The following is a 16570-nucleotide window of genomic DNA, read 5'->3' on the forward strand; positions in this document are numbered from 1 at the left end:
GCCGTCCAACTGGACCTCGGTCCAGCCGGAGCGGCGCTTGACCGGAACGAGGCCCGTGACCTCGCCGGTGGTGTGGCGGTCTGGGCCGGAATTCAGCGCCCGGTGGCCTGCTTCGAGGGCGGCCGGGAGTTCGTCGACTCTTCCGCGCCCGCTTCCGCGGAGGCCTCGGCGGCGGCCTCGGCGTCCGGGTCAGGCACCGTCATCCCGAGTTCTTCGCGGATCCGAGCCTCGATCTCCTCGGCGATATCCGGGTTCTCGCGCAGGAAGGTCTTCGAGTTCTCGCGCCCCTGCCCGAGCCGGACGTCGCCGCCGTACGAGTACCAGGCGCCGGCGCGGCTCACGATGCCGATGCTCTCGCCCATGTCCACGAGCAGACCTTCCCGGCTCACGCCCTGGTTGAACATGATGTCGAACTCGGCCTGCTTGAACGGCGGCGCGCACTTGTTCTTGACCACCTTCACGCGCGTCCGGCTCCCGACCAGGTTGTTCCCCTCCTTGATGGAGGCGATCCGGCGGATGTCGAGTCGGAGCGAGGAGTAGAACTTCAGCGCCCGGCCGCCCGTCGTGGTCTCGGGGTTCCCGTACATGACGCCGATCTTCTCGCGAATCTGGTTCGTGAAGATGACGGCGGTGTTGGAGCGCCCGATCGCGCCGGTGAGCTTGCGGAGCGCCTGGGACATCAGCCGCGCCTGCAGGCCGACGTGCGAATCCCCCATCTCGCCTTCGATCTCGGCCCGCGGCACGAGCGCGGCCACCGAGTCCACCACGATGACGTCGAGCGCGCCGGACCGGACGAGCACCTCGGCGATCTCGAGCGCCTGCTCGCCCGTGTCGGGCTGCGACACGAGCAGGTTCTCGATGTCGACGCCCAGCTTCTGCGCGTATCCCACGTCGAGCGCGTGCTCGGCGTCGATGAACGCCGCGACGCCGCCGTCCTTCTGCGCGTTCGCGATGACGTGGAGGGTGAGGGTGGTCTTGCCCGACGATTCGGGACCGAAGATCTCGGTCACGCGCGACCTCGGGATGCCGCCGATCCCGGTGCTGTGGTCCAGGTTGATCGCCCCCGTCGAAATGGCGGGGATCCGCACCCGCGCCCCCTCGGTTCCGAGCCGCATGATGGCTCCCTTGCCGTGGGCCCGTTCGATCTGGTTGAGGGCCACGGACAACGCCTTCTTCTGTTCCCGATCCATCTCCACACCCATGTCACGCTCTCCCGATTTCCGAGGGGTCCGCCGGGCCGATGACGGGGAGTCGATCACCCGCCGCGACGGAGGTTGACAATACCACGCCGAACGACCTTTCGCAATTTCTTCGGTTTTTGCCCCGAACCGCGAAATCCGGCCGTCCAACATCAGGATGGAACCACGCCTCAACGGGGCGTCAACCGCCCTCGGGACGAGAGATGGTGGGCGGGCGCGCTTGAGGGGGCGGCGGGGGCGTCAGGGGTGGGGTGCGAGGTCGATTCCGCAGGTGGGGCAGAAGGCTTCGTCGCCGGTCAGCGACACGTCGCATTCCGGGCATGGGCGGGGGGCTGCCGCGGACTGCGGGGGCTGGGGGGCGGGGGCCTTCGCCGGTTCGCGGGCGGCGGCGTTTCCGGCGGCGGCGTTCCGGGCGTCGATGGCGGCGCGCTCGAGGCGGGCGCGCGTGGCCTGGTACTCGTCTTCGTGGAGCTTGCCCGTTCGGTACTCGAGTTCGAGGTCCCGCAGCGCCTCGATGGCGGCGTCGCGGCGTTCCGCGGGGCCGAGCGACGCGCCCGTGTCCTCGCCGGACCGGATCGCGGCCCAGATGATCGTGGCGAGCAGCACCGCGAGGATGCCCCCGAAGAGGATGAATCCGGTCATTCGCTCACCTCCCGTCGCGCCGCAGCGAGTTCGAGGGCGCGTGCCGCCGCCCCCGCCGCGTCGTCGGCCGTCTCGTCGATCACGCTGTCGGGCAGCGAGCACGCGAGCCCGATCACGGGGACGCCGAACTTCCGGCAGAACGCCGCCTCGCTGAGCGTGCCCCACTCGCCGGCGATCGCGACGACGGCCTCGGAGGCCCGCGCCACGACGACGTTGCGCGCTTCGCCCATCCCCGTCGGGATCGGGATCGTGACCGCGTCCGCCGCCGCGCCCGGATCCCCGCCGGGCAGAATCCCCACCACGGTCCCCCCTTCCGAGGCGGCTCCGTCGGCCGCCGCCCGCATGACGCCGCCCATGCCGCCGCATACGACGATGGCCCCGGCGCGGGCGAGGGCCGCCCCTACGGCGTGGGCCAGACCCGCCTCCGCCGGCGCCGCGTCTCCCGAGCCGATGACGCCGATCCGCAGCGGCCGCGCCGTCATCGCTCGAGCTGCAGGGTCACGGGACCGTCGTTGACCAGTTCCACCTCCATCATCGCGCCGAACTCCCCCTCCGCGACCTCGCCGCCCTCGCGGCACAGCTCCACGAAGCAATCGTAGAGCGCCCGGGCCTCGTCGGGCCGCGCCGCCCCCGTGAAGGACGGTCGCCGGCCTTTCCTCGCGTCCCCGTACAGCGTGAACTGCGACACGACGAGGAGCGCTCCCCCGATGTCCCGCGCGGAGCGGTTCATGCGTCCCTCGGCGTCCGCGAACAGACGCAGGTTCCAGAGCTTGTCCGCCATCCAGGCCATCGTCTTCGCGGAGTCACCCGGCGCGAAACCCGCCAGGACGACGAGCCCGGGGCCGATCGCCCCGACGACCTCGCCTTCGACCCGGACGCGGGCCTGGCTGACTCGCTGAATCACGACTCGCAATTGCGCCGTCCCGTTCCCGGTCCCGGCCGTTCGCGCCGCGCCGGTTTTCCACAGCACGTCAAAAGCGGTGAACGACGAAAAGATGCGACAGCACTCGATCGAGGGCGACTCCGCCGGCGGCCCCACGCGCGGCCCATCTCAAAATCCACGGTTTTTGGACACGATATCCACAATTTTTGGACATCATTTTTTTGAAAAAACGGGAGACGGTGTCCGAGATGGCGCAGGCTCGGAACGGCATTCTTCCGCGGGTCGGGAATCCGGTCCGGCGAAGCGGATGACGGAGGTTCGGCCGGCGGACCGCGGCCGTGATCGCTCGGGGGTCTGGCAACGACCCGGTTCGGGGTCCGACAACGATCCCAGATTCCGGCGAGGGGGGGGGCCAACGGGGCGCCCGATCGGGCGGCCTGGAGATCGCGAACGAGTATGGAAACATGGGTAGATGCACTCAGCCCCTGGCCACCCGAAGGTGTCAGGGGCTGAGCAAGGAAGCTTGTTTACGGCCAACCACCGCCCGGTCCTGGTAGCTTGCGCGGTCTTCCAGAACCTCGCCGCGAGCCTGGTACCTTCTGCCGACCAGCTGTGCTCGATCCCTCTTCCCTCGATCGCCTCGTTCCGTCGCCGGAACTCCGCTCCCTCAGGCCCGGGACTCGCGCCCCGGTTTCGCGATCTCGCGTCGGGCAACTCGCGGTGCGGTCATCGGCCTCGACCTCCGGTCGGTCGGTGCCGCCTCCCTTAGCACGCCCTGATTCTAAAAAGATTTTTTTAGGCCGTCAACCTCGAAGGGGCGCGAGTCGTATTTTTTTCAAAAATTCATCGATCGAATGGCCATCTCCCGCAGCAATCCGCAGAGGAAAATCGGATTTTGACCGCCGATCTCCCGCTGGCGGCTTCACCGTGATGCGCCGTGCCAGAGGTCGGTGGGGGTGGCGTCGAGGCGGGAGCCGGACTGTTCGACGTGGGAGAGGAGGCGGTTGAGGAGGGCTTCGCGGGGGAGCGTGCGGCGCAGGCCGGTGATGGTGGCGACGATGACGAGGCGGTCGCGGGCGCGGGAGAGGGCGACGTTGAGGAGGCGGGGGAAGTCGCGGTTGCGGCGTTCGTCGAGGAACCAGCTGCGGCCGGGGGGGGCGTCCACGGTGTCGATGATGACGAGGCGCTTCTCTCGTCCCTGGAAGCGGTGGATCGTGCTCACCTCGAGGTTGGCGGGGGCGGCGCGGCCGAGGCGGCGCCGGATGAGGTCGTTCAGGTGGCGGGTCTGGGCGCGGTAGGGGGAGACGACGGCGATGTCATCGATCCCGTCGCGGGCCGCGGCGCCGACGAAGTCCGCCACGGTCTCGGCGTGGGCGCGGTTGCGGCGCGAGCCGTCGACGCGCTCGACGCGCGGATCGAGGCCGCTGGTGTCGAGCACGGAGAGGGGGGCCGGCTGCGGCGCGCGCGCTGGGATCTCTGCCGCGCGCGCCGCGATCTCCGGCGCGTCCCTGAGCCGTCCGCCGTAGAAGAACTCGCTCACGAGTTCGCGGATGTCGGGCACCATCCGGTACTGGAGGTCGAGCATGGCGCACAGCCCGTCGTTCGGGGAGGGGAGCGCGGTGCCCGCCTCGGGGTCGCCCCCGGCCTCGTCGCCGGCCCCTGCCCCGCCCACGACGCCGGCTTCGCGGAACAGGTCCGTGCGCAGCCAGCGGGCGGCGGCCGGGGCGGTGCTCGACACGACGGGGGGGAGTTGCTGGAAGTCGCCGACGGCGATCGCGGGGCCGGCGACCCGGGAGGCGGCGAGCGCCACGTAGGGGAGCGGCGCGGTGCTCGCCTCGTCGATGAGGAGGGACTCGAACCTCAGCTCGCGGAGTTCCTCGCGGATCGAGAGCCGGGCGAAGGTGGTGAGGACGATGTCCGCCTCTTCCAGCACGGCCTCGGCCTGGCGGGCGATCTCGAGCATGACGCGGCCGAGGGCGCGGGCGGATTCCGCGTTCCCGCGGGAACGCGCGAGCGAGAGCAGGCGCCCGGCGCGGGCGTAGGGATTGAGGGCCGGGGGACGACCCTCGCGGCTCCCGGCCGGGGGGCGGGCACCCAGCTGCTCCTCGTGCTCGGCGAGCGTGCGGTCCACGCCGCCGGCGCCGCCGTCGATCCGCCGCGCCAGCGCCGCGCCCAGGTCGATGCGCGTGTCGGGCGCGGCGCCGAGATCGAACCCGACGCGGATGATCCGGTCGCGGTCGAGGAGGGCCGGGTCGGCGATGGAGGCGAGGCGGCGCGCGATCTCGTCCACGGCTCCGTTCGTCGTCGCCGCGACGAGCACCCTGCCTCGGAGCGCGAGTTCCAGCGCCGCGCGCGCCACGAGGCGGGACTTGCCGGTCCCCGGCGGGCCCCAGACGAGTTGGGCGCTGCTCCCGAGCACCCGTTCCAGGGCGTCGAGTTGCGGCTCGTTGAGGTCGGCGGAGGAGTCGAGGCGCGGAGACTCGCGGCCGAGGCGCGGGGGCAGGCGTCCGAAGGCCCCGAGCACGGTGTCCGGGAAGTATTCCTCCGGATCCTGCCCCACCTCGGCCAGCCGCGTGGAGAGTTCGCGCAGGAGCCACGTGGGATCGAACTCGAGTTCGGCGCCGTCGAGGCGTTCGCCGAGCCAGTCCGGGCTCACGGCCTGCAGGAGCCCGAGCGTGCGGTCGAAACGGTGGACGACGCCGAGCGCCTCCCGCCCGCCCGCGTGGATGCGCACGCGGTCGTCCGCGCGGATGTCGTATGTTCCCCCCGCGATCTGGAAGGCGTAGCGATAGCCGGTCCCCGCCTCTCCGCGCAGGCGTCCGGAGAGGGCCGGAATCGGCCGGTCCAGACGGCGGCGGGCGAGGTCGGCGGTGACCGCCTCGATCTCCTCGTCGATCGCGACGCGGAGATCCGCCAACAGAATCCACAGCGACTCGCGGGAGCCCTCGTGGGAACCCTCGTGGGAGTCAGGAGCTTGCATGCCGGACCATACGGACTGGAGCGGGGAGACGCTGCGCGCGGCGCTGGGGCGCGCGGCGGACTGGACCGTCGACTACCGGAAGCGCGTCGAGGAACGGCCCGTCCTCCCCGACGTCGCGCCGGGCGACGTGCGCCGCGCGCTCGCGAAGGCGCCGCCGCGCGCCCCGGAACCCTTCGAGCGCGTGCTGGCGGACTTCGACGAGCACATCGTTTCCGGTCTCACGCACTGGAATCATCCGGGTTTCCTCGCCTATTTCTCGAGTTCCACGCGGGCGCCGAGCATCGCGGCGGAACTCCTCGTCGCCGCCGTCGGCGTGAACGCAATGTTGTGGCGAACCTCCCCCGCCGCGACCGAGGTCGAGCGCACCGCGGTGGACTGGCTGCGGCAGGCCGTCGGCCTCCCGGACACCTTCTCCGGGCTGATCTTCGACACGGCGTCGACCGCCACCTTCACGGCGCTTCTGGCCGCGCGCGAGGGCGCCGGGGACGGGGTTCGGGACGGCGGGCTTCCCGGGGGGCCGGCCCTCGCGGTCTACACCAGCGAACAGTCCCACTCCTCGGTGGAGAAATCCGCCATCGCCGCCGGACTCGGCCGCGCGTCCGTCCGGCGCATCGAGACGGACGACGCCTTCCGCATGCGCCCGGAGGCGCTCGAGGCGGCGATCGCCGACGACCTCGAAAAGGGGATTCGGCCGGCCATGGTGTGCGCGACGATCGGCACGACGTCGACGGCGAGCGTCGATCCCGTGGCGGAGGTGGCGGCGGTCGCGCACCGGCATGGCGTGTGGCTCCACGTGGACGCCGCCTACGCGGGGCCGGCGGCCATGGTCTCCGAACAGCGGGCGCACTTCCGCGGCTGGGAGGCGGCGGACTCCATCGTCCTCAACCCCCACAAGTGGATGGGGACCTCGCTCGACTGCTCGGTGCTCCTGTACCGCGACGTGGCCCCCTTCCGGGCTTCGCTCGCGCTGACGCCGACCTACCTGGAGTCGGAGGACGACGAGACGGACCTCATGGACATCGGCCTCGCGCTCGGGCGCCGCTTCCGCGGGCTCAAGCTGTGGGTGCTGTTCCGGTGCGTGGGGACGGACGGGCTCGCCGAGACGATGCGCCGGCACATCGCGATGGCGGAATCGGCCGCGGCGCGGCTCGTCGAGGGCGGCGTGTTCGAGCTGGCGGCGCCCGTCTCCTTCAGCACCGTCTGCTTCCGCGCCGCGCGGGAGGGGGACCCGGCGGGCGAGGAACGGTGGAACCGCGACATCCTCGCCCGGGTTAATGCAGGTGGACGCTCGTTTCTCTCGCACACCGAACTCGACGGACGTTATACTGTACGGTTGTCCGTCGGGAGCGTTCACACGGAGGAGCGCCACCTCGACGACGCGCTCGAGGCGCTCCATCGGGCCGCCGCCGACCTCTCACCGGGAGAACCGGGTTGAACGCCAGATTTCGTTTCGTACCCAGCTTCGGGTCCTTCGCAGCCGTTGCCGGCCTGCTCTGCGGCATCGTCGTCGCGACAGGCTGCGCAACCGAGGCCGAGGCCGGGGGCACGCAGGAGCGCTCCTTCGTGCCGCCGGATGCCCAGGTGGCCCGCGAGCGGGCGGACCGCAACCGCATCAAGGGGGAAGAGGGCGCACCCGTGCGCGTGGTGGAGATCTCGGATTTCCAGTGCCCCTACTGCCGGCAGTTCCACGAGCAGACGCTGACGAAGATCGACAGCGCCTACATCTCCGAGGGCAAGGTCAGCTACCTGTGGATCGCCTACGCGAATCCGGGACACCAGGAGGCCTTCGTGTCGACGGAGGCGGCCTACTGCGCGGGGGCCGCGGGCAAGTTCTGGCCGATGCACGACATCCTGTTCGAGCGCCAGGACGAGTGGAGCGGCGCAGCGGACCCCTATGCACTGTTCGTCGGGTACGCGGAGGAGATCGACATCGACCCCGAGTCGTTCGGCTCCTGCGTCCGGAACAGCACGCTCGCCCCGCTCGTGCTCCGCGACTACACCAGCGTCACGCAGGCCGGGATCTCGAGCACGCCCTACTTCATCCTGGGCGACAGCGTGGCCCTTCGAGGCGCCGCCGATTTCGGCACCTTCTCCTCGGCCATCGACACCCTTCTCATCCTGAGAGGCGGCGACACCGAGCCGTAGTCATGGGAGCTGGCCGCGGGCAGTGAGGGCGGAGACCTCCCTCACGCCGCCAACGGCCTGGTGTCGTGCTGTCCCCAGAGAACCCAGAGCGCCCAGTCGAGGTCGAGGGGGTCACCCATCCAGCGGCTGGTCGCCGTCCAGGGGTCGATGCCCTCCTGCCGGTGCCAGTTCCGGAGCCCCGCATCGGCGGTTCGGGGTGCCCTGACGTCCTCGTGCGCCGGGGGCACCGCCGGCACCACGCGGCCCGGGGGGTCGCGGAAGCGTGCCCCATCTCCACGCGCCAGCCGCCCTCGTGCACGGCCCTGTGATGGAACCGGCACCCCTTCGAATCCGCCCCAAGATTGTCCCAAGACCTGTACACTCCGAGGTAGGAGTCCGGAGGTAGTTCCTCCCGCCGGGCGCGAGACGCGGTGACGCAGGTGGCGGAGCGGATGGGGGTCGAGACAAGCGGGGCCCTCGGTCGGCGGACTACCCCGCTTCGCGATCGTTTCCTTCGCCGTCTTGCCGGCCAACGGTCGAGCTGGTTGGCACCCAAGACTACCTGCTTGCTGCCCGACCGCGGACGCGCATCGGGCTCTTGCCTGTGCAGCGTGAGGTCAATAAGGCGGCGGAGCGTATGAACCTGCTGAAGTACTCAGCGCCCTCGATGGTCATGCCAGCACTCTGAAGAGCCTTGTTCCGAGCGTACACATTGTCCTCTTTCGAGCTTTCGCCTGATCGCAAGGGGGGTTCGCTGACGCATTCCGCCCCTAGTACAGCCACTCCCGGGAAAACGATCAGACACGTCGTCGTGGACCATGCGGAAGCGAGCATTCTGTACGAGTCGAGATCGGTTTCGGTGAGGTTCCGAAACGCTCAGTTCGGATTCCGCCTGTGTGCTCCAATCGACGGCCCCACCGCCTTGAGGGTGTCGACGAGTGCGTCGATATGGCGCTCGCTCGTTCGCCCGTTGGTGATGCAGGCTCGCAGCACTGTTCTGCCCTCGAAGACTGCGGTTGACACCCAGAACCGGCCGTCCCGGCGAACGGCATCGACGTAGTTCCGAACGGCCTCATGGCCTTCGGGCGGCACGAGACATGCGACCGCCATGGGAGAGTCGTTCGCGAGCGACCAACCGTCGCGCTGCAACCGCCGCGCGAGTCTGTCCGCCAGTCGAAGGGCGCGTTCGACATGGCCGGCGTATCCCGTCCAGCCCGCTGCTGCGAGTGCAAGGAACAGCCGCAGGCCGACGAATCGGCGCGACCACTGGCTCGAGTTGACGAAGAAGTCCTTGGCCGTGTCGCTTCTGGGCATGTAGCTGGCGTCAACCCGGAAGACCTGACCGGCCACATCCGGTCTGGAGGTCAGGAACATGCCGGCTCCCATGGTCGTTGCGAACCACTTGTGGGCGTCGATCGTGATCGAGTCCGCTCGCTCGATGCCCTTGAGAGCACCGCCGGTATCGCTTGCGATCAGCGCACCACCCCATGCCGCGTCGACGTGGAACCACATGCCGTGCTCCCTTGCCAGTTCGCCGCAGCGGGTCAACGGATCGACCATGCCCGCGCTGGTGGTGCCGGCCGTCGCCGCGATCATGACAGGCATGCGACCGTTGCGGATGTCCGTCGCGATCGTTTCGGCCAAAGCACCGGGGTCCATGCGTCCTCGCCCATCGGTCTGGATCAGCCGGACCGCGTTGCGCCCGATGCCCCCGGCGTGAGCGATCTTCAGCCATGCCAGATGGCTCTCCTCCGACACATAGAGGCGCGGCGGACGGGCGAATGCCTGCAAGCCGTCATCGCCATACGCCGGACATCCTGCCTGAAGAGCGCAGAGCATTGCCGTGAGGTTCGCTTCCGATCCACCGCTTGTGAAGTGCCCGCCCGACGCATCCGGCATGCCGGCCCTGCGCGCCACTTCCCGGATCACATGCAGTTCGATCTCCACCGCCGCCGGCGCATGCGAGTGGACGCAGACTTGGGGATTGAACAAGGAGGCGATGCGGTCGGCGCACTCGGAAGCAAACGTCGGCGCAGGGTTGAACAGGCCAAGATAGCCCGGATGCGTCACCTGTACCGTGCCGGTCTCGAGCCCCCCGATCACCCATTCCATCACGTCCGCCAGCTCCCTGGGCTGGTCAAATTCCATGTTTCGCAGCTCCCGGAGCCACTCGCCGGACGGACCATCGGGCACTACGTCGCGCGACGGCAAAAGACGCCGCGCCGCGACCAAGCGTTCGGTGAGCGCGTGGTCCGCCGCCGTCAGGGAATCATGGTCGGGGAACAGCGAATCGTGCGTCATGGCACGCCCCCGGCCTGCCCCATCTCGGTGCCGCCGATGGATTGCCGGCTCGCTTCCCACGCCAGCATGCAGCGTTTTCGCGTGACACCCCCGGCGTAGTTGCCCGCGATCCCCCCCGCGCGGATCACGCGATGGCATGGGATGAGGAAGGCGATAGGGTTTCTGCCAACCGCGCTCCCCGTCGCCCGAGCCGCCTTCGCGCTACAAACCTCTTCGGCCACGCGACCGTAGGTGACGACCTGCCCGGGCGGCACGCGCAACAGCGCGCGCCAGACGGCCAGTTGGAAGTTGGTCCCGCGCACATGGACGGTCAGCGGGCGGCTCTCGGCTTCGAAGGGCGCCGAGAAGATGGACCGCGCCAGTGTCGTTGCCCTCGATTCGTCGCGTTCGAGCGACGCCCGCCCCCAGGCCCGGTGGAGAGCCTCCTTCTCAGTGGCGACATCCCCGTCGGCGACAAACCCAACCCGACAAACGCCGCGCTCGGTCCAGGCGACGAACACAGGCCCGAACGGTGACTCCCCGGTGCCGAAGTGGATCGTCAGCCCCGCACCCCTGCTCCGGTACTCTCCCGGCGTGACGGCTTCCACGGTTACGAAGTGATCGTGCAGCCTGCCCGGCCCGGAGAGCCCGCTGCCATGGGCGGCCGCGAGCACGGGCTCGGAGCTGTCGAGCAGCTTCTTGGCGTGCTGAACGGTGAGAAACTCGAGAAAGCGCTTGGGCGTGACGCCGGCCCAGCGCGAGAAAAGCCGGTGCAGATGGCTTTGGCTCAGACCGATGTGCGCCGCCAACTCCGCGAGTTCCGGCTGGCGCTTGCGATGCCGGGCCAGATAGCGAATGGCCGCCTCGATTCGGTCGTAGTCGGTCGTGTTCATGCGAGACTCCGGAGATCATCGATGAGAACCTCCAGTAACGTGAACACTCCTAATGCTTGAAATCGACCCGATCCTTGCCATGCGATGGCGACGCGGAAGGCTGCCCGCTGGCGTTGAGTGGTTTCCATCGCAACGAACCGCCACCGCGCCGCGGGTGGCGCGGGCGACCAATGGGGGCCATGGCGCCGGGTGAGATTGAACGGTTCCGGCACGTCGGCGGCCTTCCCAGCGGAGGACTGACGGTTGTGGAGCCGCGCTGAGAACCGCGCTCAATTGCAACAACTACCCCACTGGGTTACTATTCGCTGCGATGCAGACCGTTGCCGAGACACCGCTTTTTTCCCGCCAGGCCGACAGGATGTTCAGCGAGGATGAGAGGAGCGAACTGATCGACTACCTGGCCGAGAACCCCCTGGCGGGTGATGAGATTCCGGCGACGGGTGGAGTGCGAAAGCTGCGATTTGGAGCCTTGGGCCGCGGAAAACGGGGTGGTGCCAGGGTCATCTACTTCTACGGAGGCGGAAGACTGCCGATCTATGCGCTTCTCGCTTATGCGAAGTCCCGCAAGACCGACTTGAGTCCGAGGGAGCGGCGAGCCGTTGCCGCCCTGGTCGCAGCGATCAAGAGCGAAGGAGAGGAGAGGCAATGAGTACGTTCGGAGAAGACCTGATCCAGTCGCTGAACGAAGCCTTGGCTCATGCGAAGGGCGAAGGCCCCGCCATCGTGCACACGCCGGTGACCCCACGCGAGGTCCGGAAACAGGCGAAGCTGACACAGGCTCAGATGGCGGCCCTAATGGGAATGAGTGTGTCCGGTTACCGAAAATGGGAGCAGGGAGCGCGCCGCGTGAGCGGTCCGGCGGCTACACTTCTACGCATCATCGAACGCGAACCTAACGCGGTCAGGCGAGCACTTCTGGCGTCGCCCTGAGGTACGCTATCGCGCCCGCACACATCTCCAGGCCGTACCGGCGGTCCTCCGTGCTAGCGTGGCGGAGGCCCGATTCTCCCCGGTCTCATCGCCGTCAGGAAGCGAAGCGGCTTCAGGGCTTCACGGTCGTACGAGTAGTATAGAAATAGCGGCGTTCCCTGCATCTTGCGGCGTTCCACGAAGCCCCACGATCGCGAGTCGAAGCTGTCGTCTCGGTTGTCCCCCATCATGAAGTACCGCGCCTCGGGAACGGTGATTGGACCCCAGTTGTCGCGCGTCGGTTGGTACGTGTCGCGGGACAACTCCGGCAACAAGTAGTCCGCTTGCCACGACATCATCGGGTCGAAAGAGTCCGGGATCCGTGGATTCCGCCGTACGTAGGGCTCATCGATGGCGACTCCGTTCCGGAAAAGGATGCCGCCATCCATGCGAAGCGTGTCGCCGGGCAGCCCGACCGTGCGCTTGACGATGTCGAGTCCCGGGGAGTGGTCGGCGCGAAACACGATGATGTCGCCGTGCTCCGGTTGAGCGTACCCGGGAAGGTTGGAGCTCGTGAAGGGAATCGGGGCTCCTAGCGACACCTTGTTCACCAGCACAAAGTCGCCCACCAGCAGCGTTTCCTCCATCGAGCCGGAATCGATCACGAACGTGGCCATCAGGAACGTCCGGCCGATGATGAAGAAAAAGGTCACAAGAACCACCGTGCGACCCCAATCAAGAAACCACGCCTTGCTAAAACGCGCGGGGCGCGGCGGATTCTTCGTCGATCGACGATGTCGCTTCATAGCTTCGATCCCCTGTCAGGAGCCTCCCAAATGGTTGGGGCGGGCAACGCGTGCAGCGCGCCCGCGTGGATCGTGCGCCGACAAGCTTGATCCCGCCAGCGCCCGGATGCAGTGGAACACCCCGCGGACCGACGCCGGCAGTCACGTCCGTTATCTTACAGGATAGGCGAGAGCAGGGATCGACCATCGCAGCCGCAACCAGGGGGCCGGCCAATGGCGAGTCGAGACGGGTACCACAGGGACGGTAGGGAGACACTGAACGCGCGGGGGCTGAAACGGACATTCGCCATCGTGGTTCTGGCGATGCTCAGCCCGCTGCAGCTCCTCGCCCAGGAGGCCAACATCACTGGCCGGGTGACCGACCTGGAGACCGGCAGCCCCGTGAGCGGCGCCGCCGTCGAGGTCCTCGGCCGGCAATCGGGCCCGGTCATCGCCAACGAGTCCGGCGCCTTTCAGGTCACGGTCCCGGCGGGTACCTACTCCCTCCTGGTCACGCGGATCGGCTACGAGACGGCCCGTATCGACGGAGTCAGCGTCGAGGCGGGGGGCACGGAAACCGTCACGGTCGAACTCCGCTCCCGCGCGCTGGCGCTGAACCCGCTGGTCGTCACCGCGTCGCGCCGCGAGGAGAAGGAACTCGACGCCCCGGCCTCGGTCTCGACGCTCACCGGCGAGCAGATCTCCAGGATGATCGCGCGCACACCGGCGGATCATATCAAGACCCTGCCCGGGGTCGACCTCGCGAGCACGGGACTTACGCAGAGCTACGTGGTCGTGCGGGGATTCAACAACGTCTCGTCCGGCCGGTTGCTCAGCATCGTGGACAACCGTTACGCGCGCATCCCGGCGCTGAGGATCAACGCCATCAACATGATCCCCACCACCGACATGGACATCGAGAGGATCGAGCTGGCGCGCGGACCGGGGGCGGCCCTCTACGGCCCCAATGCGGCCGAGGGCGTCATGCACATCATCACGTCCTCGCCGATCGACAAGCCTGGCACGACGGTGTCCATGGCCGGCGGGGAGCGGTCCGTATACCAGCTGCTCTTCCGGAGCGCGACCGCCGTGTCCGAGCGCTTCGGGCTCAAGCTCTCCGGCCAATACCTGCGGGGGAACGACTGGGAGTATGTGGACCCCTGGGAGGAGGCGGCGCGCGAGGCGAGCCCCGGTCATCCGCGCATCGGCGTGCGCGACCCGGTCAACGAGCGCTACTTCGCGGATCTCCGCACCGACTTCCGGTTTTCAGACGACGGCGAATTCATCCTGTCGGGCGGTGTCAACAACTCGCTGAGCAGCATCAACCTTACGAGCATCGGGTCCGCGCAGACGCACGACTGGCAGTACCGCTACGGGCAGGCGCGGCTGCTCAAGGGCCGGCTGTTCGCGCAGTTCTTTCTCAACCAGACGCACTCCGGGGACAACAGCTATCTGCTGCGGAGCGGGGAGCTGATCGTCGACCGGTCGCGCACCATGGCGGCCCAGCTGCAGCACGGGTTCGACCTGGGCTCCCGGCAGCGCTTCACCTACGGGTTCGACTGGCAGCGCACCGAGCCGCGCTCCGAGGGCACGATCTACGGTCGCCACGAGGACGACGATCTGCTGGTCGAGACCGGCGCCTATCTGCACTCCGAGACGGGCCTGGGCGACCGGTTCGACCTGGTGACCGCACTGCGGGTCGACCACCACAACCGCCTGACGGACGTCAACCTCTCCCCCCGGGCGGCTCTCGTGTTTCGTCCCGGGGAGGGCCACAATCTGCGGCTGACGTACAATCAGGCGTACGCGACGCCCTCGACGTCCGCCCTGTTCCTGGACATCCCGACCGGCACGGTCCCGATCGCGCCGGGCGTCGGATACACGCTGCGTGCACACGGCGTTCCTTCCGGGGGCATCACCTTCGCGGACCGGTGCCAGGGGGGATTCATGGGGCACTGCATGCGTTCCCCGTTCCTCCCGGGCCAACTCCCGGCCAACGCCGCGCTGTTCTGGGACTCGCTGATCGAGCAGTTCGCGCCCGCAGCGCTGCGGCCCTTGCTGCTGGAACCCGGGGCGCGGCCCACCGATCCCGCACTGGGCACGGTCTTCCGGCGTCTCAACACCGATGCGCTCGGACCGGCCGGTGGAGAGGTATTTCCGCTCGACTCCGGGCCCGTCGAGCTGCCCGAACTCGTGCCGACGGTCTTCAACACCATCGAGGCGGGGTACAAGGGGTTGATCCGGAACCGGGTCAGGCTGGCCGTCGACGTGTATTTCGCCAACGTCGAGAATTTCGTCGGCGCGCTGAAGGTCGAATCCCCCAACGTCTTCCTCGACCCGGCCTCCACGGGCGCGTTCCTGGCGAGCCGTCTCGGGCCGCTGGTTCAAGCCGGGCATGTCACGCCCGAACAGATCGCCGAACTGGCCGCCGGTCTCGCCGGAGTCCCGGTCGGCGCCGTCACGCCGGACCAGTTCGACGCGCCGGATCTGCTGCTGGCCTCGCGCAACTTCGGCTCGGCCAGCTACTGGGGCGCCGACTTCTCCACCCAGTTCATCGTCTCCGACCGGGTCAGCCTGACTGCGGCCTACTCCTTCCAGAGCAAGGAGTGCTTCGACTTCGACGAGGACGGGGACTGCCCGGGAAGCGACGACCTGTCGCTCAATGCCCCGAGCCACAAGGGATCCGTGGGGTTCGCGTTCACCGACCGCGCCCGCGGATTCGTGCTCGACGGGCGCTGGCGCTTCACGGACGGGTTCGACATGAGGTCGGGCGTGTTCGCCGGGGCCGTGGACGCCTACCACGTCCTGGACCTGACAACGGGCTATCAGCTTCCGTTCCAGCCGAACGCACGCCTGGAACTGACGGTGTACAACCTGCTCAACAACGTGCACCGGGAGTTCGTGGGGGCGCCGGAGCTGGGGAGGTTGGCTTTGTTGCGGGTGCGCTATGATTTCTGAGGTGGCCGATCCACACGTCTGGCAGGTGCCGGAGCCCGTGGCCGTGCATGACGCGTGCCTGGGCGACGGCGCGGTGACCACGCTCCGGCGCCACGGGAATCCCTCCGGCCCGCGTATCGTTCTCAGCCACGGCAACAGCCTCGCGATCGACCTCTACTACCCGTTCTGGTCGCTGTTCGCGGACGCCTTCGATCTCGTGCTCTACGACCTCAGGAACCACGGCTGGAATGTTCCGGGGCCGCTGGACAGCCACCATGTGCCCACGCTCGTCGATGACCACCTGCGCATCCAGGACGCCATCGAGCAGGCTTTCGGGAAGAAGCCGCAGGCCGGCGTGTTCCATTCTCTCTCGGGGCTGGTCTCGCTCGTGTCTCCCACGAGAGGTGGGGAGTTCGTGGCTCGCGTTCTCTTCGATCCGCCGCTGTGCGAGTGGGGCCCCGCCCGGGAGGAGTGCCCCGACGTGGCGAGGCGGGCGGCCAAGATGACGCTGGCGCGCGCGGACCGGTATCCGACCCGCGCGGAGTTCGCGGAGGTGCTTCTTCACATGCCCGCCTTCCAGTACGTGGTCCCCGGCGTCCGCCGCCTCATGGCCCGGACGACGCTGCGCCGAAGCCCGGACGGGGACGGCTATATTCTCCGTTGTCCCCGCGAACATGAGGCCCGGATCTACAGGTACGGCGGTCAGTACGCGGCGCTGATCGACTTTGAGGCACTCGCCTGCCCGACGATGATCATGGGGGCCGACCCGGACATCCCGCATACGTATTTTCCGACCACCGAACTTCATCATATCCCGACCGTGGACTACGCCTGGCTGCCCGGAGGCACGCACCTCCTGCAGTTGGAGCAGCCGGAGGCGAGCGCGGAGGCGACGCTGGATTATCTGAAGGCGAACGGCCTGTTCTGACCTGCGCTCC

General features: G+C 68.5%; 15 protein-coding genes. 6 read left to right on the forward strand and 9 right to left on the reverse strand.

The features are described from left to right. Nucleotides 1-92 precede the first annotated feature (92 nt). The 5 genes from recA to ACOGI9_RS09350 all read right to left on the reverse strand — a co-directional run bounded on the left by recA (nucleotide 93) and on the right by ACOGI9_RS09350 (nucleotide 5704). The gene (recA, locus tag ACOGI9_RS09330; RefSeq protein ID WP_419856863.1) at nucleotides 93-1190 is read right to left on the reverse strand and encodes a recombinase RecA; all 1098 of its coding nucleotides are present in this window, start codon (nucleotides 1188-1190) and stop codon (nucleotides 93-95) included. Between the two features lie 249 nt (nucleotides 1191-1439). Continuing rightward, nucleotides 1440-1841 (reverse strand): hypothetical protein, encoded by a 402-nt coding sequence (locus ACOGI9_RS09335; RefSeq protein ID WP_419856864.1) that lies wholly within the window; start codon nucleotides 1839-1841, stop codon nucleotides 1440-1442. After that, complete coding sequence (locus tag ACOGI9_RS09340; RefSeq protein WP_419856865.1) at nucleotides 1838-2323, reverse strand: TIGR00725 family protein; 486 nt, start codon at nucleotides 2321-2323, stop codon at nucleotides 1838-1840. The genes ACOGI9_RS09335 and ACOGI9_RS09340 overlap by 4 nt, the downstream gene beginning before the upstream one ends. Then, nucleotides 2320-2754 carry a D-aminoacyl-tRNA deacylase gene (gene dtd / locus ACOGI9_RS09345; protein ID WP_419859269.1) on the reverse strand — a complete coding sequence of 145 codons (435 nt, stop codon included), beginning with the start codon at nucleotides 2752-2754 and terminating at the stop codon, nucleotides 2320-2322. The genes ACOGI9_RS09340 and dtd overlap by 4 nt, the downstream gene beginning before the upstream one ends. Nucleotides 2755-3646: 892 nt before the next feature. Beyond that, complete coding sequence (locus ACOGI9_RS09350; RefSeq protein ID WP_419856866.1) at nucleotides 3647-5704, reverse strand: DEAD/DEAH box helicase; 2058 nt, start codon at nucleotides 5702-5704, stop codon at nucleotides 3647-3649. On the opposite strand from ACOGI9_RS09350, the gene ACOGI9_RS09355 reads away from it, so the two are divergent. After that, nucleotides 5703-7139, forward strand: a complete 1437-nt coding sequence (locus tag ACOGI9_RS09355; RefSeq protein ID WP_419856867.1) for a pyridoxal phosphate-dependent decarboxylase family protein — start codon at nucleotides 5703-5705, stop codon at nucleotides 7137-7139. The genes ACOGI9_RS09350 and ACOGI9_RS09355 overlap by 2 nt on opposite strands. Next, nucleotides 7136-7849, forward strand: a complete 714-nt coding sequence (locus tag ACOGI9_RS09360) for a DsbA family protein (RefSeq protein ID WP_419856868.1) — start codon at nucleotides 7136-7138, stop codon at nucleotides 7847-7849. The genes ACOGI9_RS09355 and ACOGI9_RS09360 overlap by 4 nt, the downstream gene beginning before the upstream one ends. Before the next feature lie 41 nt (nucleotides 7850-7890). On the opposite strand, the gene ACOGI9_RS09365 is transcribed toward ACOGI9_RS09360, so the two are convergent. From ACOGI9_RS09365 to ACOGI9_RS09375, 3 genes are all read right to left on the reverse strand, one after another. Further along, complete coding sequence (locus ACOGI9_RS09365) at nucleotides 7891-8169, reverse strand: hypothetical protein (protein WP_419856869.1); 279 nt, start codon at nucleotides 8167-8169, stop codon at nucleotides 7891-7893. A 535-nt stretch (nucleotides 8170-8704) separates the two neighbouring features. Next, nucleotides 8705-10129, reverse strand: a complete 1425-nt coding sequence (locus ACOGI9_RS09370; protein ID WP_419856870.1) for a pyridoxal phosphate-dependent decarboxylase family protein — start codon at nucleotides 10127-10129, stop codon at nucleotides 8705-8707. Next, the gene (locus tag ACOGI9_RS09375; protein ID WP_419856871.1) at nucleotides 10126-11001 is read right to left on the reverse strand and encodes a methylated-DNA--[protein]-cysteine S-methyltransferase; all 876 of its coding nucleotides are present in this window, start codon (nucleotides 10999-11001) and stop codon (nucleotides 10126-10128) included. Before ACOGI9_RS09375 ends, ACOGI9_RS09370 begins: the two co-directional genes overlap by 4 nt. Nucleotides 11002-11311: 310 nt before the next feature. Here ACOGI9_RS09375 and ACOGI9_RS09380 point away from each other — a divergent pair, with 310 nt between their 5' ends. After that, the gene (locus ACOGI9_RS09380) at nucleotides 11312-11650 is read left to right on the forward strand and encodes a type II toxin-antitoxin system RelE/ParE family toxin (protein ID WP_419856872.1); all 339 of its coding nucleotides are present in this window, start codon (nucleotides 11312-11314) and stop codon (nucleotides 11648-11650) included. Continuing rightward, nucleotides 11647-11931: a helix-turn-helix domain-containing protein gene (locus ACOGI9_RS09385; RefSeq protein WP_419856873.1), complete on the forward strand. Its 285-nt coding sequence runs from the start codon at nucleotides 11647-11649 to the stop codon at nucleotides 11929-11931. The genes ACOGI9_RS09380 and ACOGI9_RS09385 overlap by 4 nt, the downstream gene beginning before the upstream one ends. A gap of 53 nt (nucleotides 11932-11984) precedes the next feature. On the opposite strand, the gene lepB is transcribed toward ACOGI9_RS09385, so the two are convergent. Then, nucleotides 11985-12716 carry a signal peptidase I gene (gene lepB / locus ACOGI9_RS09390; RefSeq protein WP_419856874.1) on the reverse strand — a complete coding sequence of 244 codons (732 nt, stop codon included), beginning with the start codon at nucleotides 12714-12716 and terminating at the stop codon, nucleotides 11985-11987. A 291-nt stretch (nucleotides 12717-13007) separates the two neighbouring features. On the opposite strand from lepB, the gene ACOGI9_RS09395 reads away from it, so the two are divergent. Continuing rightward, a complete protein-coding gene (locus ACOGI9_RS09395; RefSeq protein WP_419856875.1) occupies nucleotides 13008-15653 on the forward strand; it encodes a TonB-dependent receptor domain-containing protein in 2646 nt (881 codons plus the stop codon). Between the two features lies 1 nt (nucleotide 15654). Next, nucleotides 15655-16560 carry an alpha/beta fold hydrolase gene (locus tag ACOGI9_RS09400; protein ID WP_419856876.1) on the forward strand — a complete coding sequence of 302 codons (906 nt, stop codon included), beginning with the start codon at nucleotides 15655-15657 and terminating at the stop codon, nucleotides 16558-16560. Nucleotides 16561-16570 lie beyond the last annotated feature (10 nt).

It is taken from the genome of Candidatus Palauibacter irciniicola, from assembly GCF_965208695.1.
In the GTDB taxonomy this organism is placed as follows: Bacteria; Gemmatimonadota; Gemmatimonadetes; order Palauibacterales; family Palauibacteraceae; genus Palauibacter; species Palauibacter irciniicola.

Excerpts from the sequence above, each read along its gene's own strand:
- recA (WP_419856863.1), bottom strand. The coding sequence starts at position 1,190 with ATGGATCGGGAACAGAAGAAGGCGTTGTCCGTGGCCCTCAACCAGATC.
- ACOGI9_RS09335 (WP_419856864.1), bottom strand. The coding sequence starts at position 1,841 with ATGACCGGATTCATCCTCTTCGGGGGCATCCTCGCGGTGCTGCTCGCC.
- ACOGI9_RS09340 (WP_419856865.1), bottom strand. The coding sequence starts at position 2,323 with ATGACGGCGCGGCCGCTGCGGATCGGCGTCATCGGCTCGGGAGACGCG.
- ACOGI9_RS09355 (WP_419856867.1), top strand. The coding sequence starts at position 5,703 with ATGCCGGACCATACGGACTGGAGCGGGGAGACGCTGCGCGCGGCGCTG.
- ACOGI9_RS09350 (WP_419856866.1), bottom strand. The coding sequence starts at position 5,704 with ATGCAAGCTCCTGACTCCCACGAGGGTTCCCACGAGGGCTCCCGCGAG.
- ACOGI9_RS09370 (WP_419856870.1), bottom strand. The coding sequence starts at position 10,129 with ATGACGCACGATTCGCTGTTCCCCGACCATGATTCCCTGACGGCGGCG.
- ACOGI9_RS09375 (WP_419856871.1), bottom strand. The coding sequence starts at position 11,001 with ATGAACACGACCGACTACGACCGAATCGAGGCGGCCATTCGCTATCTG.
- ACOGI9_RS09380 (WP_419856872.1), top strand. The coding sequence starts at position 11,312 with ATGCAGACCGTTGCCGAGACACCGCTTTTTTCCCGCCAGGCCGACAGG.
- ACOGI9_RS09385 (WP_419856873.1), top strand. The coding sequence starts at position 11,647 with ATGAGTACGTTCGGAGAAGACCTGATCCAGTCGCTGAACGAAGCCTTG.
- lepB (WP_419856874.1), bottom strand. The coding sequence starts at position 12,716 with ATGAAGCGACATCGTCGATCGACGAAGAATCCGCCGCGCCCCGCGCGT.